The organism is Tessaracoccus pujii (assembly GCF_054483895.1).
This window is the reverse complement of the sequence record NZ_CM137012.1, coordinates 1959257-1981578: the sequence shown is the minus strand read 5'-3', so window position 1 is coordinate 1981578 and position 22322 is coordinate 1959257. Positions and strand designations below refer to the sequence as shown.

Below are 22322 nucleotides of genomic sequence, written 5' to 3'. Positions count from 1 at the left end.
CGGTACCGGCCGGGGGCGACAGCGACTCCACCGCGCGGCTCCGGCTACAGGTCGACGCAGTGGACGGCAGGTTTCTGGTGATCGCGGTGTCCCGCGAGCACCACATCCGCTCGGGCGCCATCTGAAGAACTGCCGCTTGAACCCATGTCGATCACCGCCTTTGAATCTCGACTTTGGCACGCACCCGCCACGGGACTTCGACCTACGCCGAAGAGCCCTTTCCTCGACGACCCGAGCCGCGGTGGACCCGTGGCGCCGCCACGACACCCCAAAGGGGTATGTCATCAGGGTAGGCACGGTGCAATCCGAAAGTCACGGTCAGGTGGTCAGATTGCGCCCCGCTGGGTGGTGGGCTTTCGGGGTGTTCCCCGGTTGCTCACGCGTCGCCGCCGGTGATGGCGGCGATGGGTTCATTATCGCGGGCGGGGAGCAGTAGCGCCATGGATCCTTCGGAGAGGTAGCGGCGTTCGTCGGTGATCCATTCGTCGTTGGTGTCAGCGAGGATCATCCCCACCAGGCGGATCACGGAGGCCTCGTTGGGAAAGATCCCCACCACGCGGGCGCGGCGTTTGATCTCCTTGTTCAACCTTTCCAGGGGGTTGGTCGACCAGATCTTGCTCCAATGCGCCCGCGGGAACCCGGCGAAGGCCAAGACCTCGGTCTTCGCCGTATCCATCAGGGGTCCGATTGAACCACCCCGGGTTTAGTGGAGAGTTGTGTGTTCTTCGGCGGCGGTCGCCGCGGAAGGGTTCTGAGCAGCATCGTAGGCGTGCTCGTATGCGGCGGGTGCGAGGTAGTCGCACCAGGTGTGTGGCCGGGCCGTGTTGTACCAGTCGACCCATCTGAGAACTTCCAGCTCGACGTGCTCAAGAGTGCGCCACGGCCCTCGACGCCGGATCAGCTCGGTCTTGAAGACCCGGTTCAGCGCCTCGGCGGCGGCGTTGTCGTATGAATCGCCCTTGGACCCGACCGAGGCGACGATGCCGAGTTCCTCCAAGCGTTCGGTGTAGCGGATCGCTCGATACTGGACGCCGCGGTCGGCGTGGTGGACCAGACCCGCCAGCACCCGCCCGTCGCGCTGCCGCTGCCAGATGGCCTGCTCGAGGGCGTCCAGGGCCAGGTCGGTGTGCAGTGATCCGGAGACCCGCCAGCCGACGATCCTGCGGGAGAACAGGTCCATCACGAACGCCACGTAGACGAACCCGGCCCATGTTGGCACGTAGGTGATGTCAGCGACCCACCGGTTGTCCGGCGCCGGGGACGTGAAGTCGCGGTTGAGTTGGTCTGCCGGATGGGCGTCCTTGGCCGGTAGGGTCGTGCGGGGCCGCTTGTGATCACCGGCGACCGCTCCGGTCAGACCCAACGCCCTCATACGGGGGGCCACGGTGCACCGGGCCACCGGTGGATAGTGGACCCCGGTGGTCCGGCCGTGCTCGTCTCGGACCTCCTGCCGGTTGAGGACCTTCCACATCTTCATCACCCCGTAGACCTGGTAGTTCGCCTGGTAGGTCGCTTGGATGCGCTCATCCAGCGCCGCGTCGGCCAGCGCCCGCTGCGACGGTGAGCGCTTCTTGGCCGCGTAATAGGTGCTCGGGGCGATCTGGGCGCCGGCCTGTGTGAGCACGGCGCAGATCGGCTCGACCCCGAAGCGGTCCTTGTGCTGATCGATGTAGTTGATCAACGTGGAGAGGGGCGGTCGAGCTCCGCCGCGAAGAAAGGCTTGATATGTAGGTGATCTCGACCCTGATGCAGCGGGCAGCCGACGTGACGGCGACGATGGGGCCATCGACGTCTGGGCGGGGGCTGGTGATGGAGCGTTTCGAGCCGCATCTGGATTTCATCGATGGGGCCGCGCCCACGATCGGCGAGCAGTTGCTGGATGAGTATCTGCGGTTCACGGCAGCCCGCTTGCGCCCAAATTCCGTACTGGCGCAGGCTTTCGACATCAAGGTGTTCTTCGAGGTGGTGGGGAAAGCACCGCTGGCGGTGACCACGGCGGACGTGCTGGCGTTCATTGAGCAGCAGCGGGCTCCTCGTCATGGCGGCAACGTGGTCCGGTTGGCCGATGGCGAGCAGGGCTTGGCTGCCTCGACGATCAAGCGTCGGCTGGCGACGGTGTCGTCGGTGTTCGACTATCTGGTCGCGCGGGGGTTGTGTGAGCGGCAACCGGTCCCGCGGTCGATGTCGCCGCGGTCCCGCTCCTTGCGGGGCTCGCCGCTGATCCGGGCCCCGAAGCGCCTGCCGCAGGTCCTGTCGCCGGGCGAGGCAGCGGCGTTGATGGCGGCGTTGCGCACGCAGCGGGACCGGGCCATGGTGACGCTGATGTTGCACGCCGGGCTCCGGCGCTGCGAGGTGTTGGGTCTGCGCTTGAGTGACATGCAGCTGGGTGACCAGCGCGTGTTCGTCCATCAGGGCAAGGGCGGCCACGAACGCATCGTCCCGGTCGTCGAGGCCTTCTTCATCCAGCTGGCCGACTATCTCGCCACGGAGCGCCCCGCGGGTTCTGATCCGGAGCTGGTGTTCGTGGTGTTGAAGGGCCCTCGCCGGGGCCGGCCGTTGAGCCCGGCCGGGCTAGACGAGGTCCTGGCCGGCGCCCGCCGCCGAGCCGGGTTACGTCATGCGACCTGTCACGAGTTGCGGCACACGTGCTTCACCCGGCTGCGGGAGGCCGGGATGGCGTTGGAGGCGATCCAGGCCCAGGCCGGACACGCGAACTTGGAAACCACCCGGATCTATCTGCACCTGTCCAATGACTGGCTCGCCGATCAGTATCGCGACGCGATGAGCGTGTTGGCCGACATCTACCCACCGATCACCAGGAGCGAACCATGAGCGTCCCGGCCGAGCACCAGAGTGTCAGCCCCGTCTTGGGTGAGGTGATCGACGCCTACATCGCCGGCGGCGCAGCTGCGGCCGTCCGTAAGGGCCGTCGGCTAGCGGCGGCGCGCTTCGCCCGCTTGTTCGGCGACCTCGAGGGTTGGAGGTCGGCCAGCATCCAGCAACGACGTCAGGTTCGCACCGAGGTCATGTCCTTTGCCGCGCATGCCGTGATCGCCACCCAGACCCCGGTTGATGCGGCGTTCGTGGCGCAGTCGGGCTGCCACTGGGGCATCTACGTCCAAGATGCCTATCCCGAGCAGCACCAACGCTTCACCGCCCAGGCCACAGAGCTGGGCTTCAGCCTTCGACAATGCCAGCGGATGTGGTCACATCTGGCCCGGATCTGCGTGGTCTCCGGGCTGGCGCCGGAACAGCTGACGGCCGCAACCTACCAACCTGCACGCGCTGCGTTCTTCGACGCTGCCCTAGCGCTGCATGACAACCCGCCCCACAAGTCCTTGTCGACGCCCTTGTTCGGCCTCGACGCGGTGATGTTCCACCGCGGGCAAGCTGAACGCGCCGAGCTACGCCGCATCTGGAACCACCGCCCCGCCGCCGAGGTCGACTGGGACCAGATCACAGCACAGGTCCCGGTGATGGCCCAGACGATGCGCCGCTACCTGCAGCAGTGCTCCGCCTCGCTACGGCCGTCGTCGGTGACCTTGTTCAACACCACCCTGCGGCAGTTCGCCGCCTTCCTGACCGCTCGTCACCCCGGCGTCACAAGAATCGCCGAGCTTGAGCGCCGCCACATCGAGGACTACCGCGCATGGCTCGACCAGCGTCCCGGATACCGCGGCCAACCCGGTCTGTCGAGGACCACCTTGGGAATGCGCATGGGGCACCTGCACACCTTCTTCACGCGCATCACCGAGTGGGACTACCCAGACCAGCCCCGCACGGGCCTGGTCTTCCGCGAAGACCGCCCGCGGCTGGACAGGCCATTGCCGAAGTTCCTCCACGACGCCGCCGCCGCAGCGTTCATGACCGCAGCCGCCCGGTTGCCCGACGAACTGGATCGGTTGATGGTCCAGATCCTGGCCCGCACCGGCATGCGTCGCGGCGAACTTCTCGGCCTGCGCATCGACGCCGTTGTCCAGATCGGCACCGGCTACTGGCTACGCACCCCAGTCGGGAAACTTCACACCGACCGCTACATCCCCCTCGACCCCGCCCTGAAGACCCTCATCGACGGCTGGATCGCCAATCGCCCGTCCTGGCAGGCCAGTGACCTGCTCCTGCTCGAACGCGGCCGGCCGATCCCTCCCACACGCGTCGACAAGGCCGTCCAGAAAGCAGCCACCACGGCCGGGATCGGGCACGTCCATCCCCACCAACTGCGACACACCCTTGCCACCCAAGCCATCAACCGCGGCATGAGTCTGGAAGCCATCGCCGCGCTGCTCGGACACACCGACCTGTCCATGACCATGGTCTATGCCCGCATCGGCGACCGCACCGTCGCCGACCAGTACTTCCAGGTCACCAGCAAGATCGAAGCCCTCTACCACCAGGCCCAACCCACGCCCGCCACACCCGTGCTACCCGCCGACGCCGCTGGTCCCGCCATGACCGCCCTCCACGCCGAGGTAGCCAAACGCCTACTCGGCAACGGCTACTGCCGCCGGCCCGTCGAGCTCGATTGCCGCTACGAAACCATCTGCGAGACCTGTCCCATGTTCTTCACCACCCACGAGCACCGCCCCCTCCTGCAAGCCCAACGAGACGACGCCTGCGCCAAAGGCCAAACCCGCCGCGCCGAGGTCTACACCGGCCTACTCGAACGCCTGGATCAAGCCACCGCTTGACACCGATCACCCACATAAGCCGAGGCCGACCTCAGTATCGCGTTCGCTCGACGGAGCTCCCGGTTCTCCTTCTCCAGCTGCACGAGCCGAGCATGCGGATCGGTCTCCACCGCCGACGACCCGACCCCCAGCCCGGGGGCCCGCAGCCAGTTCCGCAGCGTCGATCCCGGGATCCCCAGCTGCTCGCCCACCTGGTTGCAGGCGCGCTTGGCCGGCATCCCCGGGTTCTCCCTGATCGTCTCGTTGACCGTGCGGACCGCACGCTCACGCAACTCGTCGTTGTACTTCCTTGGTGCAGGCATGACTCCACTCTCCTGAAGCGGTCAAGACCCTCCACTAAACCCGGGGCGGTTCAGTCCGCACGATCTTCTGGTTGGCCTGACCGAGCCAGTCGGTGAACTGCTCGTTGAAATCGGCCGGCGGCCTGAACTCGCGGCCCGGCATGAACGACGTCTCGAACCAGCCGTTGCGGCGTTCCACGATCCCCTTCGACTCCGGATCCCTCGCCTTGAGCAGCACCAGGCTCGTCGCGAGGGTCCCCATGAACGACTCCACCCCCGCAGCCCTGGAGGCACCGCGGCCGATACCGCGTTCGTTATCCCAGATCAGCCGCGAGGAACCCTGCCCAACGCCTGCAGGAGTGCCCACATGCCCAGCAGCAGATCCTCGGTCGTCTTCGACGGGATCATCCGGCCGACCGTGAACGGGAGAACGCCGCGGTCATCACCAACACCGGCAACAACACGCCCGTCCCGGTCCCGACAGGGATCCTCGCAGGCGGGAACCACAGATCACACTGCGCCGCGTCCCCGGCGTCCCAGACGAGCCGGTCAGCCGGATCCGGGCGCCGCTGCTCCGGTCGTAGCCGGGCCACGTTCTCCCGGAACTACGACTCCGATCCCGTCCAGCCGACCCTTTCCGCGATCACCGATGCCGGCATCTCCGGACACCCGGCCAGCAGCGTCTTCACCCTGGGCTCGAACACCGCGAACGAGGTCCCGGTCGGGGTCCTCACATAGCGCGGTGGCGCATCGGAGGCGACCGCCTTGACCACCGTCGTCCTCGAGATCCCCAACCTCGCCGCGATCCGCGCGTTCGGCACACCCTCCGCGGCAAGCCTCCTGATCAAGGCCCAATCCTCCATAGTGATCACTCTCCGATCGTCGTGGGAGTGTCCACTTTTCACCGTCGAAAGTGTTCAGTTTTCAACCGTCGTCGACAGCCGACGGTTCCGATCGAGGGCGTGGCGCCGATGTCTGCGAGGGGTTCGCCGTAGCGAATCGAGGTGAATTGGGCGAGTTCAACCGGTCGATGCAACACCGCGGATTCTCGTGCCGGGCGCCGCGGGACCAGCGGGCCATCTCGATCGCGTTGAGGACCATCTCGGTGCGTATGTGCGATGCGACCCGCCACCCCGCGATCATCCTGCTGAACGCGTCGATGATGAAGCACACGTAGGCGACGCCCGGTCCAGGTCGTCACGAATGTCAGGTCGGTGACCCAGAGCCGGTTCGGTGCGGTCGCGGTGAACTCCCGCTTCACCAGATCAGGGTGCCGCGCCGACGCCGGGTCCGGCCTCGTCGTCTTGATCCGCTTCGAACCCCTCACGCCCTCGATCCCCGCAGAGCGCATCAACCGGGCGGTCAGGTCTCCACTGCTGCGGCCTTCTCAGGGCGCTTCACGACAAACACGCCATCGTCTGCCGCGCGGCCGTCGTCCTCAACGCCGTCATCGCCTGGGTCAAGACATTGTCAGACACGCCCTAGGTCAGAGTGCGGCGGCTCCGGCCTCGGCTACTGTCTGGTCCTCTTCGATACTGCCGGTGGACACTCCGATGGCACCGACGATGACACCGTCGCGGACGAGCGGAATGCCTCCGGGGAACACGACGATGCGGCCGCCGTGAGCATCGTTGAGACCGTACAGGTCGCCGGTCGGGCGTGTTGCTCCCGTGAGGTCTTTGGTCTGGGTCTGGAAGGCAATGGACGTATACGCCTTATTGATAGCGATGTGGATGCTGCCGATGTTCGCAGTATCCATCCGCACGTGTGCCTTGAGGTTGCCTCCGGCGTCCACGACGGCGATGTCCTGGGGCTGTCCGATCTCCTCAGCGCGCGCGATGGCGGCATCGATGACGCGGAGTGCGTCCTCAAGGGTGATGGTGTCCTGAATCTTGGGGTTCGACATGGTGTCTCCTCTTCATTGAAGGTCAGGTGTTGCGGGTGTTAGGCGTCGCATGAGCGACGACTGGGGTGGAGCCTCGGACGGTCCCGATCATGACTTGAAAGACAGTGGACCGACCGAGGGCTAGGGGTTCCCGTCAGATGACAGGAAGCAGTGCGATGGACAACCCGGTGGCGAGCGCGCCTCCGATGAGCGGGCCGGCCACGGGCACCCATCCGCGGACGTCTGTGTCCGCGGAGGTCAAACCGCGGGCTCGGATTGAGCGTGGTACAAGGGATGGTGTGCGTGCGAGCGGCGCCGGGTGGACAGTCGAGGGCCAACCGCGGCCCACCCGGGGATTGCTCAGTGTGAGACTGTGCGGCGCAGCGTGACCTGCGCCGCACAGCGGGGGGCTCCTTAGAAGGTGCGGATCGGGATCTCCGCGGGAGCCTCGAGAAGTTCGCGGATCTCGTCGTCAAGCTTGACAAGCGTGATGGACGCGCCCGCCATGTCCAGCGAGGTGCAGTATTCGCCGACATAGCTACGGGTTGGGGTAATTCCTTGGGCCGCGAGCTTCTCGTGTGCGATGCCGTACAGAAGGTACAGCTCGCTGATGGGCGTGCCACCGAGACCGTTCACCATCAGCGCGACGTCATCGCCGCTGCTGTAGGGGATGTCGCTCACGATGGGCTCCAGAAGCAGGTCGACGATCTCGTTCGCCGGGACCCACTTCTGACGTGCACGGCCGGGCTCACCGTGGATACCGATGCCGACTTCGATCTCGTCGTCGCCGATCTCGAACAGCGGCTCGCCCTTGGCGGGCGGGGTGCAGGCGGTGAGCGCCACGCCCATGGTGCGGGTGACGGCGTTGACCTTCTCGCCGATCCGGACGATCTCGTCGAGATCCTTGCCGGCCTCAGCGGCAGCGCCGACGGCCTTGATGACGAAGAAGTTGCCAGCGACGCCGCGGCGACCGATGGTATACAGCGAGTCCTTCACCGCGACGTCGTCGTCGATGAAGAGGGTGCGCACCTTGATGCCCTCTGCGGCAGCGAGCTCTTCTGCCATTTCGAATGCCATCTTGTCGCCGGTGTAGTTGTTCACCAGCAGCAGCACACCCTTGTCGCTCTTGACGCGGCGTGCGGCCTCGACGACGAAATCGGTGGGCGGGGCGGCGAACACGTCACCGGGGCAGGCGGCGTCCAGCATGCCCTTGCCGACAATCATCACGTGTGCGGGCTCGTGGCCAGAGCCGGAGCCCTGGATGATGGAGACCTTGTCGTTGTTGGGCGCATCGGCGCGGACGATGAGGTTGTACTTCGGGTCGTACGTGAGCGTGTCAGGGTTCGCCAGGGCCAGACCCTTCAGCATCTCCGGAACGAACGCCTTCGGGTCGTTGATGAACTTCTTCATTGTGTTCTCACTTCCTTGTGTGGGATGGGGGTGGAGGGAGGGTGAGTCGTTACCAGGTCTCGGCGACGCGCTCGGCGAGCACTGCCATCGCGATGGCGCCCGGGTCGGGGGAGCCGATGCTGCGCTCACCGGTGTAGGACGCGCGGCCACGATGTGCCTCGAGCTTCGCGGTCTCTTCGGCGGCGGCGCGTGCGACAAACACGCCATCGTCTGCCGCGCGGCCGTCGTCCTCAACGCCGTCATCGCCTGGGTCAAGACATTGTCAGACACGCCCTAGGTCAGAGTGCGGCGGCTCCGGCCTCGGCTACTGTCTGGTCCTCTTCGATACTGCCGGTGGACACTCCGATGGCACCGACGATGACACCGTCGCGGACGAGCGGAATGCCTCCGGGGAACACGACGATGCGGCCGCCGTGAGCATCGTTGAGACCGTACAGGTCGCCGGTCGGGCGTGTTGCTCCCGTGAGGTCTTTGGTCTGGGTCTGGAAGGCAATGGACGTATACGCCTTATTGATAGCGATGTGGATGCTGCCGATGTTCGCAGTATCCATCCGCACGTGTGCCTTGAGGTTGCCTCCGGCGTCCACGACGGCGATGTCCTGGGGCTGTCCGATCTCCTCAGCGCGCGCGATGGCGGCATCGATGACGCGGAGTGCGTCCTCAAGGGTGATGGTGTCCTGAAGCTTGGGGTTCGACATGGTGTCTCCTCTTCATTGAAGGTCAGGTGTTGCGGGTGTTAGGCGTCGCATGAGCGACGACTGGGGTGGAGCCTCGGACGGTCCCGATCATGACTTGAAAGACAGTGGACCGACCGAGGGCTAGGGGTTCCCGTCAGATGACAGGAAGCAGTGCGATGGACAACCCGGTGGCGAGCGCGCCTCCGATGAGCGGGCCGGCCACGGGCACCCATCCGCGGACGTCTGTGTCCGCGGAGGTCAAACCGCGGGCTCGGATTGAGCGTGGTACAAGGGATGGTGTGCGTGCGAGCGGCGCCGGGTGGACAGTCGAGGGCCAACCGCGGCCCACCCGGGGATTGCTCAGTGTGAGACTGTGCGGCGCAGCGTGACCTGCGCCGCACAGCGGGGGGCTCCTTAGAAGGTGCGGATCGGGATCTCCGCGGGAGCCTCGAGAAGTTCGCGGATCTCGTCGTCAAGCTTGACAAGCGTGATGGACGCGCCCGCCATGTCCAGCGAGGTGCAGTATTCGCCGACATAGCTACGGGTTGGGGTAATTCCTTGGGCCGCGAGCTTCTCGTGTGCGATGCCGTACAGAAGGTACAGCTCGCTGATGGGCGTGCCACCGAGACCGTTCACCATCAGCGCGACGTCATCGCCGCTGCTGTAGGGGATGTCGCTCACGATGGGCTCCAGAAGCAGGTCGACGATCTCGTTCGCCGGGACCCACTTCTGACGTGCACGGCCGGGCTCACCGTGGATACCGATGCCGACTTCGATCTCGTCGTCGCCGATCTCGAACAGCGGCTCGCCCTTGGCGGGCGGGGTGCAGGCGGTGAGCGCCACGCCCATGGTGCGGGTGACGGCGTTGACCTTCTCGCCGATCCGGACGATCTCGTCGAGATCCTTGCCGGCCTCAGCGGCAGCGCCGACGGCCTTGATGACGAAGAAGTTGCCAGCGACGCCGCGGCGACCGATGGTATACAGCGAGTCCTTCACCGCGACGTCGTCGTCGATGAAGAGGGTGCGCACCTTGATGCCCTCTGCGGCAGCGAGCTCTTCTGCCATTTCGAATGCCATCTTGTCGCCGGTGTAGTTGTTCACCAGCAGCAGCACACCCTTGTCGCTCTTGACGCGGCGTGCGGCCTCGACGACGAAATCGGTGGGCGGGGCGGCGAACACGTCACCGGGGCAGGCGGCGTCCAGCATGCCCTTGCCGACAATCATCACGTGTGCGGGCTCGTGGCCAGAGCCGGAGCCCTGGATGATGGAGACCTTGTCGTTGTTGGGCGCATCGGCGCGGACGATGAGGTTGTACTTCGGGTCGTACGTGAGCGTGTCAGGGTTCGCCAGGGCCAGACCCTTCAGCATCTCCGGAACGAACGCCTTCGGGTCGTTGATGAACTTCTTCATTGTGTTCTCACTTCCTTGTGTGGGATGGGGGTGGAGGGAGGGTGAGTCGTTACCAGGTCTCGGCGACGCGCTCGGCGAGCACTGCCATCGCGATGGCGCCCGGGTCGGGGGAGCCGATGCTGCGCTCACCGGTGTAGGACGCGCGGCCACGATGTGCCTCGAGCTTCGCGGTCTCTTCGGCGGCGGCGCGTGCGACCTCGGCTGCGTGCTGAGCGACAGCCTTGCCGTCCAGACCCTTATCGAGGTCCGCCTCGATGGCATCGGTGAGCGGGACCAGAGCGTCCAGCAGCGTCTTGTCTCCGAGGGAGGCGCCGCCGCGCTTCATGATGCCCTCGACGGCCGAGCGAAGCATCGCGACCACATCGGCCTGGCTGATGTCGTTCTTGTCTTTCACGGAGATAGCGGCGCGAAGGAACGCCGTGCCCCAGATCGGGCCGGACGAGCCACCGATACGGCCGGACATCGTAGTCGCAACCTTCTGGATGAAGGTGCTGAGATCCGACCGGTCGTACTCGTCCCATTCGGCGATGACGTTCTCGAATCCGCGAGCGAGCGAGTATCCGAAGTCGCCGTCGCCGACAACGGCATCCAGGTCGCTGAAGTACTTCTCATTGTCGACGCACGTCTGTGCGATGAGCTTGATGACGCTCTCGACGCGGGCGACGCCCGCCTGGCTGAAGGTGCTGCTCATGATGATCCTCGGGTTGGGTTATCGGATGGTGAGGGCAGTGAGGGTGTCGAGGGTGACCTGACCGGTCTCCTCGACGCCACGCGGGTTGGAAAGGAAGCGCGCTGGCGTCTGCGGCTGGTCACCCAGGCTGTCAACGACCAGTGCCGCCTCGGTGAAGTCCTCGTCGGCGGTGTAACTGGACACCGTCACGACCGTGGTGATGCCGGCCGCGGCGGCGGCCCGCAGCCCGTTCTGGCTGTCTTCGACGACCACAGCGTCCGCCGCGTCGACACCGAGGTCCCGCAGAGCGAGCAGGTAGATGTCCGGTGCCGGCTTCTTCGCCGGGACCACGTCTCCCGCGTAGATACGGAACCAGGAGGCGGACTCTGCACCGACCGCATGCTCCAGCACGGCGCGCACCGATTCTTCGGCGGACGTGGATGCGACAGCGAGCAGCCATCCTGCGTCGTGTGCAGCAGCGACGATTCGGGCGATTCCGGGCCGCCCGGGCATCTCACCAGCTCGAACCTTCGCTGTATAGCGGTCCGTCTTGAAGCGGTGCCACCGCTTGACGAGCTCGATCTGTGCAGCTTCGTCGGTGGGCAAGTTCGCCGACGCAATGAAGTCGCTGGTGAGAAGCGAGGCGAGACGCTCCTTGCCGCCGCCGATTCGTACCTTCTCGGCATAGTCCTCCTCGGACCAGTGCACGGGAAGGTTGAAATGCGCGAAGGTGTCGTTGAAGGCGGGCAGGTGACCATAGCGCTCGGTGTCTGCGAGCACTCCGTCGCAGTCGAAGATCAGGGCGCGAGTCACGGCTTGACGGCCTTCGCCTTGGCTGCCATGCCATCGGAGCCGAACCACTCGATGTGGTCACCGATGACGCTGGTGACAGCATCACCGATGGCAGTCATCAACTTCGGCGGATCCCAATGGTTGTTGGCGCGTGCCCAATCGAGATGCTCCGCCGATGCCTGCATGTACGCGTGCTTGACGGCTGTGGAGATGTTGATCTTGGAGACGCCATTGTTGATGAAGGCGCGGAAGTCGGCGGGCTCAAGGCCGGTTCCCCCGTGAAGAACAATTCCCTTGTCCGTGAGGTGCGCGAGTTCGCGGGCGCGCTCAGGGAGAAGGGTCGGCTTGGACGTGAACAGGCCGTGGCTCGTGCCCAACTGCGGGGCGAGCAGGTCAGCACCGGTGCGCTCCGCGATGGCTGCGAGCTGGTCGACGCTATACGCGTGGTGGGCTTCGTCGCTGCCGACTCCGTCTTCGACCCCGAGGATGTTCTCGATCTCGGATTCGACGTCGACGCCCGCTGCGTGAGCCTCCTTGACGACTTCCGTCGTCTCACGCTCTGCATCAGCAAGATCACGGTCAGAAGCATCGAAGAGAACCGATGACCACCCGGCGGCAATGACGTCAGAGAGGACAGAACGGTCCGGGCAGTGATCCAAGTGGAGCGCGACCGGCACGGATGTGTGCCGCGTGAGCGCCTGGAAAAGGCTCGTGATGAAAGCGGTCCCCGAGGTGCGAACAGTCTTTGTCGAGACCTGGACAATCAGAGGCGAGTCCTTCTCCTCGGCTGCGGCGATGACCGCGCGCATGCTGATCTCGTCGAAGACGTTCACGGCGGGAACCGCGTATCCGTGCTTCCGAGCTCCCGTCGTGAGACGACGAGTTGATACGGCCATAGTCCGATCTCACTTCCTTGTGTCGAGTTCGGGCCAGAACATCCTTCGTTCCGGTCCGTCTGGACCCAGAGTACATGGCTATACAACTCTATACAAGACCTACTTGGTAAGATCATGTGGAAAATTCTGGAGGCGTAAGGATGACCGACGTGATTGAGCGCGACTCAGCGACACCGATCTATCAGCAGCTCGAGGACATCTTTCACGCGAAGATCGCCAGTGGTGAGTGGGCACCCGAGCAGCGCATCCCGTCGGAGAACGAGCTGAACCGGGAGTACAGCCTGAGCCGCATGACGATTCGTGGTGTGCTCAACAAGCTGGCGGGTGAGGGTCTGCTCATCCGCGTCCCTGGCAGGGGCACGTTCGTCGCCCCGCAAAAGATCAACGCGGTCTCTCCTGCATACAAAGGAATCCGTGAGCAGCTCGAAGTGCTCGGGTACGACATCGTGACGACGTTGATTTCTACGGAGCGCGCTCCCGCGCCGACGAGAGTGCGTGAGCACCTGAATCTGCCGGAGGGCGCCGAGGTCATCGCCATCATGCGACTGCGGACGGTAGACGGGAAGCCTCTGAGCGTCCACCGCTCCTTCGTGCCAGCGAGCCTCGCGCCGGGACTGGATCAGCTGGATGTCGTCAACGAGCAGCTGTGCGTGGTTCTCGAAGACAAATTCAATCTGTCGATGAAGAGTGTCTCCGAAGATCTGGAAGTCATCGCCGTGGACGGAACCGACGCCAAGCTGCTGGAGCTGCGCAAGGGCGACCCGGCACTGCTGTTGACGGATGTCATCACGAACCCGGCAGGGACGGCCTTTGAGTACTCGACCATCGTCTTCCGCGGCGATGCGGTGCGGCTGAAGTTCGATTACAAGCGTGAGTGAACCCGCCGTGGTGGATAACTCGGGGCCCACCACAGCGGGTCCGCCTAGCGGACGAGCAGCCGAATGCGCTCGTACAGTCCCGCGGCGTCAAGCGCGTATCGGGCAAGCAGACCTGAGTACGTACCGGTGACGATGTGCTCATGCGGCAACCCGATGGCGTGCACGGGAATTCCCGAGGATGCCAGAGCCTCGCCAACGGCCGCGGAGAGACCGCCGCGGGTGTAGTGCTCCTCGACGGTGATGACGCGTCCGGTGCGATGAGCGGACGCGCGGATAAGCGCCGCGTCAACAGGTTCGACAGTTGGCATCCCGATGAGCTCCACATCGACGCCGTCGTCCGCGAGCCGTTGCACCGCGACCACGACCTCCGGGGTGATGGTCCCCGTCGTGACGACCGTTGCGCGAGACCCTTCCCGAATCATCCGCCCTTCCCCGATGGTGAACGGTGCCTGCGGGAACAGATCGGGGATCGATGGGCCCCCGATGCGCATGTACACGGGCCCGTCGTGCTCAATCATCGCCTTCGCTGCCTCCCGGATCTCTCCGGGGTCCTGGGGTGAGAGGACGACGACCCCGGGAAGCATGCGGATGATTGCATAGTCTTCGAGGGAGTAGTGTGTGGGCCCGAGGTCGGAGTAAGTGATCCCTCCGTTGCGACCGACGATCTTGACGTTCTGACCCATGTACGCGATGTCGTTACGGAATGCTTCGTAGTTCCGGTTGGTGACAAACGCTGCGATGGCTGCGAAGACGGGGATTTTCCCGGTTGTTGCGAGACCTGCCGCGACGCCCGTTGTTCCGTGTTCCTGAATGCCGAACTCGTAGTAGCGGTCGGGGTAGCGCTCGCGAAATGAGCCGAATCCCGACGACAGCCCGCTGTCGGCGGAGAGGACGACGACACGGTCATCGCTCGCAGCGAGGTCGGTCACTGCTTGCCCGAAGGTCTTTCGCGGATCGATAAGAGTAGGCGTCTCAGCAGCCATGGTCGTTCCATTCGCGCAGGTTGTCGATGCGGGCGTGCACTTCACGTTCGGCTCGGTCGAGTTCCTCGACCGTCGGCTTCCAGTAGTGCGAGGCAAGGGTCCCTTCCAGGAAGCTGATGCCCTTCGCCTTCGTCGTGCGAGCAACGACGACAGTAGGCCGGCCCTTTTCACCGTCCGCGGTGCTGACGGCGCCGAGGACGGCATCGATATCGTTCCCGTCGATGGTGACGGTGTTCCACCCGAACGCTGCGAACTTGTCGGCAATCGGCTCCATGTTCATGACCTCAGCGGTCGGCCCGGAGATCTGCAGATCGTTGACATCGACGAAAGCGACGAGGTTGTCGAGTCGGTGGTGGGCCGCAATGGACGCGCCTTCCCAGTTCGCCCCTTCGGGGAGCTCACCATCCCCAAGGACGGTGAAAACCCGTCCTCCGTTGCCCGCTGCGCGAAGGCCAAGTGCCATCCCTGCGGCAATCGACAGCCCGTGACCCAGGGCGCCCGTGTTCGCTTCAATCCCCGGAAGCTTGTGAAGGTCAGGGTGACCGCCGAGTTTGCTGCCGACGGAGCCGTAGGTGTCGTACAGCGTCTCCTCGAAGTAGCCGCGCCGGCCGAGGACGGCGTACTGCGCCATTGCTTTATGGCCCGCGGACAGCAGGAACCGGTCGCGGTTCGGGTCCTTCGGGGCTTGCGGGTTGACGCGCATGGTCGCGAAGTACAGCGCGGTCACGATGTCGATGCACGAGAGTGCTCCTCCAAGGTGGCCAGAACCGCCTGCCCGCACCATCCGCAGGACGTTCAGGCGTGCGAGTTCCGCCTCGATCTGCAGCGGGACGGTATTCATACGCGAGTGTTCTCGGTTTCGTAGTCGTACAGAGCGGCGAGCTTCGGAGCGCTCCGCTCGTTCTCCCCGTACGACACCGAGAGGTATTCGCGAACGAGTCGCTTGATCGTCTCGACGCCGGTGACCTGAGCTCCGAATGCGACCATGTTGGCGTCGTTGCTCAGCTGAGCACGCTCGGCTTGGTACGCGTCCGTGAGCAGTGCGCAGTACGCCCCGGGAACCTTATTCGCAGAGATGGAGACGCCGATGCCGGTGCCGCACATCACGACACCACGCTCGACCTCCTTCGCCGCGACGCTTTCCGCCACCGCTATGGCTGTCTTCGGGTACAGGGGGTCGTCGGAGCCGAAATCACGAACCTCGTGGCCGAGCTCGCGAAGGTAATCAGCGACGGCATCCTTGAGGGTGGCTGCATTCGGGTCGCAGCCAATGCCAATCAACATACGGGACTCCTATCTATACCTGTATAGCCCTGTCTAGCTGATCATAGACCGAATCGGCGTAGAATGGAAGACCGGACTGTAGTCCACCCATCGACCTGGGAGACAGCATGGCCAGAGACGCCCACCCCACCCCTCTTGACAGCGCGGACGTCATCCTCTCCGACCTCGACGGAGTCGTCTACCGCGGCGCAGCACCCATACCGCACGCCGTCACCGCTTTGAACGCGGCTCGAGAGACGAAGACGGTGGGGTTCCTGACGAACAACGCCTCTCGGCTGGCAGCGGACGTCGCGGAACAGCTGACGACAATGGGACTCGGCGTCGACGCAGATGATGTCGTCACCTCACCGCAGGCGACACTGCTGCTCCTCTCAAGGGTCGTCGAGCCTGGAACGTCTCTGCTGGTCGTCGGTGGTCCGGGGCTGACGACGGTGCTCCAAGGGGCGGGATACCGACTTGTCCGCACGGCGGATGAGCATCCCGATGCGGTCGTGCAAGGTTTCTCACCACACGTGAGCTGGAATGACCTCGCCGAAGCTGCTTACGCTCTGGCCTCCGGGATTCCGTGGGTTGCGACGAACCTCGACACCGCACTTCCACTCGAGCGCGGCCTGGCCCCCGGCAATGGTGCGATCGTCGCAGCCGTACGCGCTGTCGTCAACCGCGAACCGCTCGTGGCCGGAAAGCCCGAAGAGGCGATCTTCGACGCCGCGCGCGAACGATTCCCCGGCTCCCGATGGCTATTCATCGGCGACCAGGTCGACACAGACATCAGAGGCGCAAACCGATCCGGGATGAGTAGCGCCCTCGTCTTCACTGGCATCAGTCAGCCTCAAGATGCCTTCGCCGCGCACCCCGATGCAAGACCCGACTTCATCTTGCGCGACCTTCGTGATCTCACCTTGCCGTACCCCCCGATCCGTCTCACGCGCAACGGCAAGTTCCTCAAGTCGGCCGCCGCTGATGCAGTAGTTGCCGCCGACGGGCGTCGGGTCCGCCTTGTCGCCACGGGGGAGGAGCCCATGAATGTAATCCGAGCCACGGCCGCTCTCATCTGGGAGCATGCCGCAACCTTCGACAGTCTTGAGCTCGACACCGAGCTCCACGACGCCATCATCGCGGCCCTTCGTTGACGGCGTCAGCGCGTCGCTTGCTAGGAGATGCCATCCTCCTACTCTGCGAAGGTCCGCAGTAAGACAACGTCCACCCACCTCGCCGGAGGGCTGACGTCGATGTACACTCGGGGGCTCGGCTCAGACGAATCGCAGCTCCAGCAACGCGAAGAACGATTCCATCGCTGAGTTGTCGGCGCTGATGCCGACATGAGTGTGCTGGCAAGGTTCAGCCCGAACCGGCCGCCGCTCCGGCTCCGTGGGCTCAACTTCAAAGAGTTCTTCGAGTGGCTTTCGAAGTCGGTTTCGCGTGTTTCCCGGTCACCCCCGGGTGACACAGTGAAGCTCGACCTCGAAGGGCTTGCTGGGACATGCCGCGCCGAGCTCGAGTCTACTTGATTGGGTTCCGACCCTTGCCAACATCGGCCCTGCGATGATCGGGCAATGAAGCGTTGGTTGGGCGCCGTCGCCGTGGTCTTTGCTGTGGGGGGCGTCGTGGTGATGTTGCTGCCGACCCTGGAGATGCGCTGGCTCGTCGACCCGTCACTGGGTGTTGAGATGCCCATGACTCGGCATTCTTGGTTCGACCCGCTTTTGCTGGGGTATGCGCGCTTTGACGCCCCGTTGTCGCTGATTGCGGGGGTAGCAGGAGTCATCCTGCTGTTGCCTGGGCTCCGAAGGGGTTCGCCGTCGTGGATCGCCATCGGATGCTTGATCGCAGCCGCTGTGGTGCCGCTCATCGGCTACGCGATCTACGGAACACTTGGACCGGCCGCGCTCTTCGCGCCGATTTTGATGGCTGCGAGTGCCGCGACGGCGATCCTCTGGCACCGCCGGGAAAACGCATACTTCGCCACCCGGAAGACGAAGGTCGTCTCTGAGCATTGATCTGATCTGGTCAGGCTTCGGTCAAGATCCGGCCTTACCGTGTGGGTCCGGGCACGTGGACTGGGATCTTGACCAAACCTTGTCCGGGTCCTGCTCGTTGCTTGAGGCGACCGGTTGAGACTGGGCAGTGAGGCCCCGCGGTCACGTCGTGCGCCTGGAACTTCTTTGACGATGGGAGTGGGCTGTGTGGCCTGAGGTGTTCTCGATATTTGGTGTGGGGATCCAGTCCTATGGGCTGAGTAAGGCGCTGGCGCTGCTGGTCGGCGCGTTCCTGTTGGGGCGCGCGTTCACGCGGATCGGTTACGACAAGGAGCTGGCGCACTCGATCGCGTTGTGGGCGACGGTGTGGGGGTTCGTCGGCGCGAAGGTGTACTACCTGATCGCGAACTGGGACAACTTCAGTTGGCACCTGTTCGGCGGGTCCGGGTTCGTCTGGTACGGGGGCCTGATCGCGGGGGCGATCGCGGTGATCGTGATGACCCGACGCCACGACCTCCCCCTTGGACGGGTGGCGGGCGCGATGGCGGCGCCGCTGTCGGTGGCCTACGGCATCGGCCGGATCGGCTGCTTCCTGGCCGGGGACGGCACCTACGGCACGCCCACCGATCTGCCCTGGGGGATGGCGTTCCCCAACGGAGTGGTGCCGGTCGACGTTCCGGTGCACCCGGTCCAGCTATATGAAGCGGCCGGTGCATTCCTGATCGCCGGCATCTTGTGGGCGCTGGGCCGCAGACTGCGGCCGGTGGCCGTGTTCGGGTCCTATCTGATGCTCAGCGGAGCGGCCCGCCTCCTCGCCGAGATGGTCCGCATCAACCCACACGTCGTGCTCGATCTCACAGAGGCGCAGCTGATCGGCATCGCCAGCATCATCCTCGGCGCCGCCCTGATCCTCCGAGACACGTTCCATCCTGCTGCTCCAGTCTCAAACGTCTCCGCCGCCGACCCCTCGTCGGCTGTCCCCAGCCCCCATCCGGTCGGACGGTGAGCGGCGCGATGGACACGATCACCGATACCACCCCAGGCATGACAGGGGGGCGTCGCGGCTTCTGGGGTGCGCTCTGGGCCGGCACACGGGCCACCCTCGGTGCGTTGATGGGCCTGGCGCCGCACGTGATGCACCACATCGGGTTCCTGGCCGGGGCCGCGCTCCTGACGGGATTCCTCGGCAACACGCTGCTCTACGTGGTCGGGTTGGCGTTGAGCATCCCCCTGCTGCGACGGCTGCATCGCCGGTTCAGCACCTGGAAGGCCCCTGCGATTGGCATAGCGGTGTTCACCGGCCTGTTCGCCCTGTCCGCGTTCGTGATCGGGCCACTGTTCAACCCCGCCACCTCCAGCGAACAAGACACCCCCACACCGGCCGCTTCCGCCAGCGCGTCCGGCACCGAGGACCACGAGGGGCACCACAGCGCCTCGCCCACCCGATGATCAACACCACAATGAAATGAAAGGAAACCAAGCACATGTGCAATCACGAGCATGGACACCAGCACGGGAACCAGCAGGAGGGAGGCTGCTGCGGCGGTCACGCCGGCGGCGGTCAGGGTGGGGGCCATCACTGTCAACATGACGTGGTGGCGGGCCCAGGCGACGAGCTGGTCACCTGCACGGTCCGCGGGACCAGCACGCTGAAGTCCACCGCGGAGGCGGCGGGACTGTTCCGCGACGTCGAAGGCCAGCGGTTCTACTTCTGCTGCCGACGTTGCCAGGACCTCTTCGACGCCGAGCATCTCGCCAGCAACCCAGCCGCCTAACCCCGCCAGGTACGGCGTTCGCGCCAACCAGGGCAACCGACGAAGCGCCCGCCCAGCCACAACGGCTGGACGGGCGCCTCATCGCTTGCACGCCTGGGTTGGTCAGAGGCTGGTGAGCATCTCCTGCATCTCGGTGATCTCAGTCTGCTGGTCGGCGATGATCTTCTCCGCCAACATGAGAGCATCCGGGTTCTGCCCCTCGGCCAACTGCTGCTCGGACATCCCGATCGCACCCTCGTGGTGGGCGATCATGGCCTCGAGGAACGCCTGATCAAAGTCGGCGCCGGACATGCCGTCGAGTTGGGTCATCATCTCCTCCTGGCTCATTCCGTTCATGTCCATGCCGCCCATGTCCATGCCGCCATGCCCACCGGGGGAGACGTCTTCACCCCAGGCGCTGAGCCAGGCGGTCATCTCCTCGATCTCGGGGCCTTGTGCCTCGGCGATGCGCTCCGCGAGGGCCACGACCTCGGGTGTTTCGGCGCGTTCGATCGCCAGCTGGGACATTTCGATGGCGCCCTCGTGATGGATGATCATCATCTGCGCGAACGTGGTGTCCTGGTCGTTGTGGTCGGCGGACACCTCAGATGAGGCGCTCGCCGACGCCGACTCGGACTCAGTGGCCGTGGCGGAGGTGCTGCCTGTCGGGGAGGTGGTCGCCGTCGGGGGAGTGGCGCCCTGGTCCGCGCAGGCCGCCAGGGTGGCCGTCAGGACCAGCCCCGCCAAAGTGGCAGTGATCCGCTTAGTGCGTGTCATGAAAGATGCTCCATTCCTGGCCGACGGGGGCCGCCGGTCCTAACGTCGAGGCTATGAACGATCAGCTCAAGAGCCAACCCGTGTAAGGTCAAGAATCGATCAAGACCCGCTCAGGTGCTGGCGCGGTGGGCAGGTGCAGGGTGAAGATCGAGCCGTGTCCGGGGCCGGGGCTGGCGGCTGTCAGTGAGCCGCCGTGAGCCAGGGCGAGGCTGCGGGCGATGGTCAGCCCGATCCCGGAACCGCCCGCATCGCGGGCCCGTGCCGTGTCAGCGCGGTAGAACCGGTCGAACACCTTGGCGATCTGGTCGGGGGTGAGGCCGTCACCGGTGTCGGTGACCGTGATCACCACCTCGTCCCTGGACTCGCGCGCGCTGAGGCGCACGATCCCCCCGATGGGGGTGTGCCGCAGCGCGTTGTCGAGGAGGTTGCCGAGGATCTGTCCCACCCGCTGCGGATCCGCTGCGACGGAGCCCGGGTCGGAGTCCGCGGACAAGACGACTCCCTTGGCCTGGTATCGGGTGGCGACGGTGGCGACGGCGGGCTCGATGAGGTCCCAGACCGGCTGGGTATGGGTGTCGAGGGTGAATCGGCCTTCCTCGGCGCGGGATACGTCGTCGAGGTCGGCGGCGATCTTCTTGAGCCGGGCGGCCTGGAGGGTGAGCAGCTGTTGGCTGTCGTGGTCCCAGGGGACCACGTCGTCGATGACGGCCTCCAGCTCAGCGGTCAGCGTGGCCAGGGGGGTGCGGAGCTCGTGTGCCACGTCGGAGAGAAGCCGCCGTCTGCTGGTCTCGGTGGAGTCCAGGCGGCTGGCCATGTCGTTGAACGCGTCGGCGACGGCCGTGAACTCGGGACTTGTTCCACTCTGGGGGACGCGGGCGGTGTAGTCGCCTGCCTCGAGCTGGGCGGCGGCTGCGGTCAGTTGTTCCAGTGGGCGGCGCAGCCGCCTGGTCTCGATCCAGGCCAGGCCGATAGCCAGCGTGAGTGCCACCACCAGTCCGATGCCCAGCGATCTGACGCCAGCGTCGAGGAACGCCTGCTCCACATGCCCCATCTCGGCAGTTCCGTCCGCGTGACCGAGTTGTTGCAGGTGTTCGTGGAACAGTGGGGGCCCGACCACCACAGCGACCAGGGCGGCGGTGATCACGCCGACTGCCACCACCAGGGCCTGGGTGAGGAAGGTGCGGGTGCCCCACCGCATCCGGCCCACGAGACCGCGCAGCCTGGTCATCGCCCTGGTCCCATCCGGTATCCGACGCCGCGGACGGTGAGGATGTAGCGCGGTTCCGCGGGCGGGTCGTCGAGCTTCTTGCGGAGATTTGCCACATGGACGTCGACGACGTGGTCGTCGCCGGCCCAGCCCGGGCCCCACACCGCGTCGATGATCTGCCGCCTGCTCAGCGCCACGTTGGGTCGGGCTGAGAGTGCGTCGAGGATGTCGAACTCGGTGCGGGTGAGCCCCACCTGCTGGTCGTCGACCCACACGTCGCGGCCCTCCGCGTCCACCCGCAGCCGCCCGAACTCGCGCGGCGCGGTCAGTTGTGCGACGTGGGTCTGGCGGCGCGGGCGTCTCAGCACGGTGTTGACGCGGGCGATGAGCTCGCGGGGGCTGAACGGTTTGGTCAGGTAGTCGTCGGCGCCCACCGACAAGCCGATCAGTTTGTCGACCTCGTCGGCCCGGGCGGTCAGCATCAGGATGTAGCAGTCGGAGAACAGCCGGATCTGGCGGCACACCTCGATGCCGTCGATGCCGGGTAGGCCCAGGTCAAGGATGATGACGTCGGGGTCCAGGTCTTGCGCCGAGGAGACGCCGTCCGGGCCGGTGTAGGCCAGGGCGGTGTCGAAGCCTGCCTTGTTGAGGTAGGAGGCGACGATCCCTGCCAGCGGGCGCTCGTCGTCGATCACCAACACACTCGACCTGCGGGGCTCAGCCATACAGCCATTATTGCCACACGCCCGCC

At 65.3% G+C, this 22322-nt stretch carries 25 protein-coding genes, 3 pseudogenes and 1 other annotated feature; of the genes and pseudogenes, 8 read left to right on the top strand and 20 right to left on the bottom strand.

Features of this window, described 5'->3' with window-relative positions:
* Positions 1 to 376: 376 nt before the first annotated feature.
* Positions 377 to 688, bottom strand: a pseudogene (locus ACX1D0_RS09685) (transposase); the annotation flags it as partial.
* A 15-nt stretch (positions 689 to 703) separates the two neighbouring features.
* Positions 704 to 1681: an IS3 family transposase gene (locus ACX1D0_RS09680; protein ID WP_068750207.1), complete on the bottom strand. Its 978-nt coding sequence runs from the start codon at positions 1679 to 1681 to the stop codon at positions 704 to 706.
* Positions 1592 to 1721 (bottom strand) — a sequence feature (AL1L pseudoknot). (Overlaps the previous gene by 90 nt.)
* Before the next feature lie 10 nt (positions 1722 to 1731).
* Here ACX1D0_RS09680 and ACX1D0_RS09675 point away from each other — a divergent pair.
* Entirely contained in the window at positions 1732 to 2832 is a 1101-nt protein-coding gene (locus tag ACX1D0_RS09675) for a tyrosine-type recombinase/integrase (protein ID WP_459017671.1), read from the top strand.
* Entirely contained in the window at positions 2829 to 4688 is a 1860-nt protein-coding gene (locus ACX1D0_RS09670) for a tyrosine-type recombinase/integrase (protein WP_459017670.1), read from the top strand. The genes ACX1D0_RS09675 and ACX1D0_RS09670 overlap by 4 nt, the downstream gene beginning before the upstream one ends.
* Here the strand turns inward: ACX1D0_RS09670 and ACX1D0_RS09665 are convergent.
* From ACX1D0_RS09665 to ACX1D0_RS09610, 12 genes and pseudogenes are all read right to left on the bottom strand, one after another.
* The gene (locus ACX1D0_RS09665) at positions 4673 to 4990 is read right to left on the bottom strand and encodes a transposase (RefSeq protein ID WP_459017669.1); all 318 of its coding nucleotides are present in this window, start codon (positions 4988 to 4990) and stop codon (positions 4673 to 4675) included. The two genes, ACX1D0_RS09670 and ACX1D0_RS09665, sit on opposite strands and share 16 nt — an antisense overlap.
* Before the next feature lie 34 nt (positions 4991 to 5024).
* The gene (locus ACX1D0_RS09660; protein WP_068750211.1) at positions 5025 to 5231 is read right to left on the bottom strand and encodes a hypothetical protein; all 207 of its coding nucleotides are present in this window, start codon (positions 5229 to 5231) and stop codon (positions 5025 to 5027) included.
* Positions 5232 to 5574: 343 nt separating this feature from the next.
* Positions 5575 to 5832, bottom strand: a complete 258-nt coding sequence (locus ACX1D0_RS09655; RefSeq protein WP_458996513.1) for a helix-turn-helix domain-containing protein — start codon at positions 5830 to 5832, stop codon at positions 5575 to 5577.
* Positions 5833 to 5909: 77 nt separating this feature from the next.
* Positions 5910 to 6338 (bottom strand): annotated as a pseudogene (locus tag ACX1D0_RS09650) (DDE-type integrase/transposase/recombinase); the annotation flags it as partial.
* Positions 6339 to 6455: 117 nt separating this feature from the next.
* Positions 6456 to 6875, bottom strand: a complete 420-nt coding sequence (locus ACX1D0_RS09645; RefSeq protein WP_068751134.1) for a GlcG/HbpS family heme-binding protein — start codon at positions 6873 to 6875, stop codon at positions 6456 to 6458.
* 393 nt (positions 6876 to 7268) lie between these two features.
* Entirely contained in the window at positions 7269 to 8264 is a 996-nt protein-coding gene (dhaK, locus tag ACX1D0_RS09640) for a dihydroxyacetone kinase subunit DhaK (protein WP_068751136.1), read from the bottom strand.
* A gap of 49 nt (positions 8265 to 8313) precedes the next feature.
* Positions 8314 to 8472: pseudogene (locus tag ACX1D0_RS09635) on the bottom strand (DAK2 domain-containing protein); the annotation flags it as partial.
* Positions 8473 to 8542: 70 nt separating this feature from the next.
* Entirely contained in the window at positions 8543 to 8962 is a 420-nt protein-coding gene (locus ACX1D0_RS09630; RefSeq protein WP_459017668.1) for a GlcG/HbpS family heme-binding protein, read from the bottom strand.
* A 393-nt stretch (positions 8963 to 9355) separates the two neighbouring features.
* Positions 9356 to 10351, bottom strand: coding sequence for a dihydroxyacetone kinase subunit DhaK (dhaK, locus tag ACX1D0_RS09625; protein ID WP_068751136.1), 996 nt, complete (start codon positions 10349 to 10351; stop codon positions 9356 to 9358).
* Positions 10352 to 10400: 49 nt separating this feature from the next.
* Positions 10401 to 11042: a dihydroxyacetone kinase subunit DhaL gene (gene dhaL / locus ACX1D0_RS09620; RefSeq protein ID WP_068751139.1), complete on the bottom strand. Its 642-nt coding sequence runs from the start codon at positions 11040 to 11042 to the stop codon at positions 10401 to 10403.
* Between the two features lie 18 nt (positions 11043 to 11060).
* Positions 11061 to 11834 carry an HAD-IA family hydrolase gene (locus tag ACX1D0_RS09615; RefSeq protein ID WP_068751141.1) on the bottom strand — a complete coding sequence of 258 codons (774 nt, stop codon included), beginning with the start codon at positions 11832 to 11834 and terminating at the stop codon, positions 11061 to 11063.
* The gene (locus ACX1D0_RS09610; protein WP_068751143.1) at positions 11831 to 12709 is read right to left on the bottom strand and encodes a class II fructose-bisphosphate aldolase; all 879 of its coding nucleotides are present in this window, start codon (positions 12707 to 12709) and stop codon (positions 11831 to 11833) included. Before ACX1D0_RS09610 ends, ACX1D0_RS09615 begins: the two co-directional genes overlap by 4 nt.
* 140 nt (positions 12710 to 12849) lie before the next feature.
* Between ACX1D0_RS09610 and ACX1D0_RS09605 the strand changes: the two genes are divergently transcribed.
* Complete coding sequence (locus ACX1D0_RS09605) at positions 12850 to 13587, top strand: GntR family transcriptional regulator (protein ID WP_459017667.1); 738 nt, start codon at positions 12850 to 12852, stop codon at positions 13585 to 13587.
* Positions 13588 to 13631: 44 nt separating this feature from the next.
* Here the strand turns inward: ACX1D0_RS09605 and ACX1D0_RS09600 are convergent, their stop codons facing one another.
* The 3 genes from ACX1D0_RS09600 to ACX1D0_RS09590 are packed head-to-tail and all read right to left on the bottom strand — an operon-like array spanning position 13632 to position 15854.
* Positions 13632 to 14570, bottom strand: a complete 939-nt coding sequence (locus ACX1D0_RS09600; RefSeq protein WP_068751146.1) for a transketolase family protein — start codon at positions 14568 to 14570, stop codon at positions 13632 to 13634.
* A complete protein-coding gene (locus ACX1D0_RS09595) occupies positions 14560 to 15411 on the bottom strand; it encodes a transketolase (protein WP_068751149.1) in 852 nt (283 codons plus the stop codon). Before ACX1D0_RS09595 ends, ACX1D0_RS09600 begins: the two co-directional genes overlap by 11 nt.
* Positions 15408 to 15854, bottom strand: a complete 447-nt coding sequence (locus tag ACX1D0_RS09590) for an RpiB/LacA/LacB family sugar-phosphate isomerase (protein ID WP_459017666.1) — start codon at positions 15852 to 15854, stop codon at positions 15408 to 15410. The genes ACX1D0_RS09595 and ACX1D0_RS09590 overlap by 4 nt, the downstream gene beginning before the upstream one ends.
* Positions 15855 to 15961: 107 nt before the next feature.
* Here ACX1D0_RS09590 and ACX1D0_RS09585 point away from each other — a divergent pair, with 107 nt between their 5' ends.
* From ACX1D0_RS09585 to ACX1D0_RS09565, 5 genes are all read left to right on the top strand, one after another.
* Positions 15962 to 16987, top strand: a complete 1026-nt coding sequence (locus tag ACX1D0_RS09585; RefSeq protein ID WP_068751153.1) for an HAD-IIA family hydrolase — start codon at positions 15962 to 15964, stop codon at positions 16985 to 16987.
* A 423-nt stretch (positions 16988 to 17410) separates the two neighbouring features.
* Complete coding sequence (locus ACX1D0_RS09580) at positions 17411 to 17854, top strand: hypothetical protein (RefSeq protein WP_068751154.1); 444 nt, start codon at positions 17411 to 17413, stop codon at positions 17852 to 17854.
* Between the two features lie 184 nt (positions 17855 to 18038).
* A complete protein-coding gene (locus ACX1D0_RS09575) occupies positions 18039 to 18839 on the top strand; it encodes a prolipoprotein diacylglyceryl transferase (RefSeq protein ID WP_459017665.1) in 801 nt (266 codons plus the stop codon).
* Positions 18840 to 18847: 8 nt separating this feature from the next.
* Positions 18848 to 19282: a hypothetical protein gene (locus ACX1D0_RS09570; RefSeq protein WP_459017664.1), complete on the top strand. Its 435-nt coding sequence runs from the start codon at positions 18848 to 18850 to the stop codon at positions 19280 to 19282.
* Between the two features lie 146 nt (positions 19283 to 19428).
* On the top strand, positions 19429 to 19608 hold the full coding sequence (locus ACX1D0_RS09565) for a hypothetical protein (RefSeq protein WP_068752814.1): 180 nt from the start codon (positions 19429 to 19431) through the stop codon (positions 19606 to 19608).
* 102 nt (positions 19609 to 19710) lie between these two features.
* Here the strand turns inward: ACX1D0_RS09565 and ACX1D0_RS09560 are convergent, their stop codons facing one another.
* The 3 genes from ACX1D0_RS09560 to ACX1D0_RS09550 form a co-directional block, all read right to left on the bottom strand.
* On the bottom strand, positions 19711 to 20364 hold the full coding sequence (locus ACX1D0_RS09560; protein WP_459017663.1) for a DUF305 domain-containing protein: 654 nt from the start codon (positions 20362 to 20364) through the stop codon (positions 19711 to 19713).
* Positions 20365 to 20452: 88 nt separating this feature from the next.
* Positions 20453 to 21592, bottom strand: a complete 1140-nt coding sequence (locus ACX1D0_RS09555) for a sensor histidine kinase (RefSeq protein WP_459017662.1) — start codon at positions 21590 to 21592, stop codon at positions 20453 to 20455.
* Positions 21589 to 22296, bottom strand: a complete 708-nt coding sequence (locus tag ACX1D0_RS09550; RefSeq protein WP_078919647.1) for a response regulator transcription factor — start codon at positions 22294 to 22296, stop codon at positions 21589 to 21591. The genes ACX1D0_RS09555 and ACX1D0_RS09550 overlap by 4 nt, the downstream gene beginning before the upstream one ends.
* Positions 22297 to 22322 lie beyond the last annotated feature (26 nt).

What these genes read in the sequence shown, in the direction of transcription:
- ACX1D0_RS09560 (WP_459017663.1), bottom strand. Translation starts at nt 20,364, where the DNA reads ATGACACGCACTAAGCGGATCACTGCCACTTTGGCGGGGCTGGTCCTG.
- ACX1D0_RS09580 (WP_068751154.1), top strand. Translation starts at nt 17,411, where the DNA reads ATGAAGCGTTGGTTGGGCGCCGTCGCCGTGGTCTTTGCTGTGGGGGGC.
- ACX1D0_RS09645 (WP_068751134.1), bottom strand. Translation starts at nt 6,875, where the DNA reads ATGTCGAACCCCAAGATTCAGGACACCATCACCCTTGAGGACGCACTC.
- ACX1D0_RS09630 (WP_459017668.1), bottom strand. Translation starts at nt 8,962, where the DNA reads ATGTCGAACCCCAAGCTTCAGGACACCATCACCCTTGAGGACGCACTC.
- dhaK (WP_068751136.1), bottom strand. Translation starts at nt 8,264, where the DNA reads ATGAAGAAGTTCATCAACGACCCGAAGGCGTTCGTTCCGGAGATGCTG.
- ACX1D0_RS09670 (WP_459017670.1), top strand. Translation starts at nt 2,829, where the DNA reads ATGAGCGTCCCGGCCGAGCACCAGAGTGTCAGCCCCGTCTTGGGTGAG.
- ACX1D0_RS09585 (WP_068751153.1), top strand. Translation starts at nt 15,962, where the DNA reads ATGGCCAGAGACGCCCACCCCACCCCTCTTGACAGCGCGGACGTCATC.
- ACX1D0_RS09660 (WP_068750211.1), bottom strand. Translation starts at nt 5,231, where the DNA reads ATGGGGACCCTCGCGACGAGCCTGGTGCTGCTCAAGGCGAGGGATCCG.
- ACX1D0_RS09570 (WP_459017664.1), top strand. Translation starts at nt 18,848, where the DNA reads ATGGACACGATCACCGATACCACCCCAGGCATGACAGGGGGGCGTCGC.
- ACX1D0_RS09595 (WP_068751149.1), bottom strand. Translation starts at nt 15,411, where the DNA reads ATGAATACCGTCCCGCTGCAGATCGAGGCGGAACTCGCACGCCTGAAC.
- ACX1D0_RS09655 (WP_458996513.1), bottom strand. Translation starts at nt 5,832, where the DNA reads ATGGAGGATTGGGCCTTGATCAGGAGGCTTGCCGCGGAGGGTGTGCCG.
- ACX1D0_RS09600 (WP_068751146.1), bottom strand. Translation starts at nt 14,570, where the DNA reads ATGGCTGCTGAGACGCCTACTCTTATCGATCCGCGAAAGACCTTCGGG.
- ACX1D0_RS09550 (WP_078919647.1), bottom strand. Translation starts at nt 22,296, where the DNA reads ATGGCTGAGCCCCGCAGGTCGAGTGTGTTGGTGATCGACGACGAGCGC.
- dhaL (WP_068751139.1), bottom strand. Translation starts at nt 11,042, where the DNA reads ATGAGCAGCACCTTCAGCCAGGCGGGCGTCGCCCGCGTCGAGAGCGTC.
- ACX1D0_RS09610 (WP_068751143.1), bottom strand. Translation starts at nt 12,709, where the DNA reads ATGGCCGTATCAACTCGTCGTCTCACGACGGGAGCTCGGAAGCACGGA.
- ACX1D0_RS09605 (WP_459017667.1), top strand. Translation starts at nt 12,850, where the DNA reads ATGACCGACGTGATTGAGCGCGACTCAGCGACACCGATCTATCAGCAG.
- ACX1D0_RS09590 (WP_459017666.1), bottom strand. Translation starts at nt 15,854, where the DNA reads ATGTTGATTGGCATTGGCTGCGACCCGAATGCAGCCACCCTCAAGGAT.
- dhaK (WP_068751136.1), bottom strand. Translation starts at nt 10,351, where the DNA reads ATGAAGAAGTTCATCAACGACCCGAAGGCGTTCGTTCCGGAGATGCTG.
- ACX1D0_RS09665 (WP_459017669.1), bottom strand. Translation starts at nt 4,990, where the DNA reads ATGCCTGCACCAAGGAAGTACAACGACGAGTTGCGTGAGCGTGCGGTC.
- ACX1D0_RS09555 (WP_459017662.1), bottom strand. Translation starts at nt 21,592, where the DNA reads ATGACCAGGCTGCGCGGTCTCGTGGGCCGGATGCGGTGGGGCACCCGC.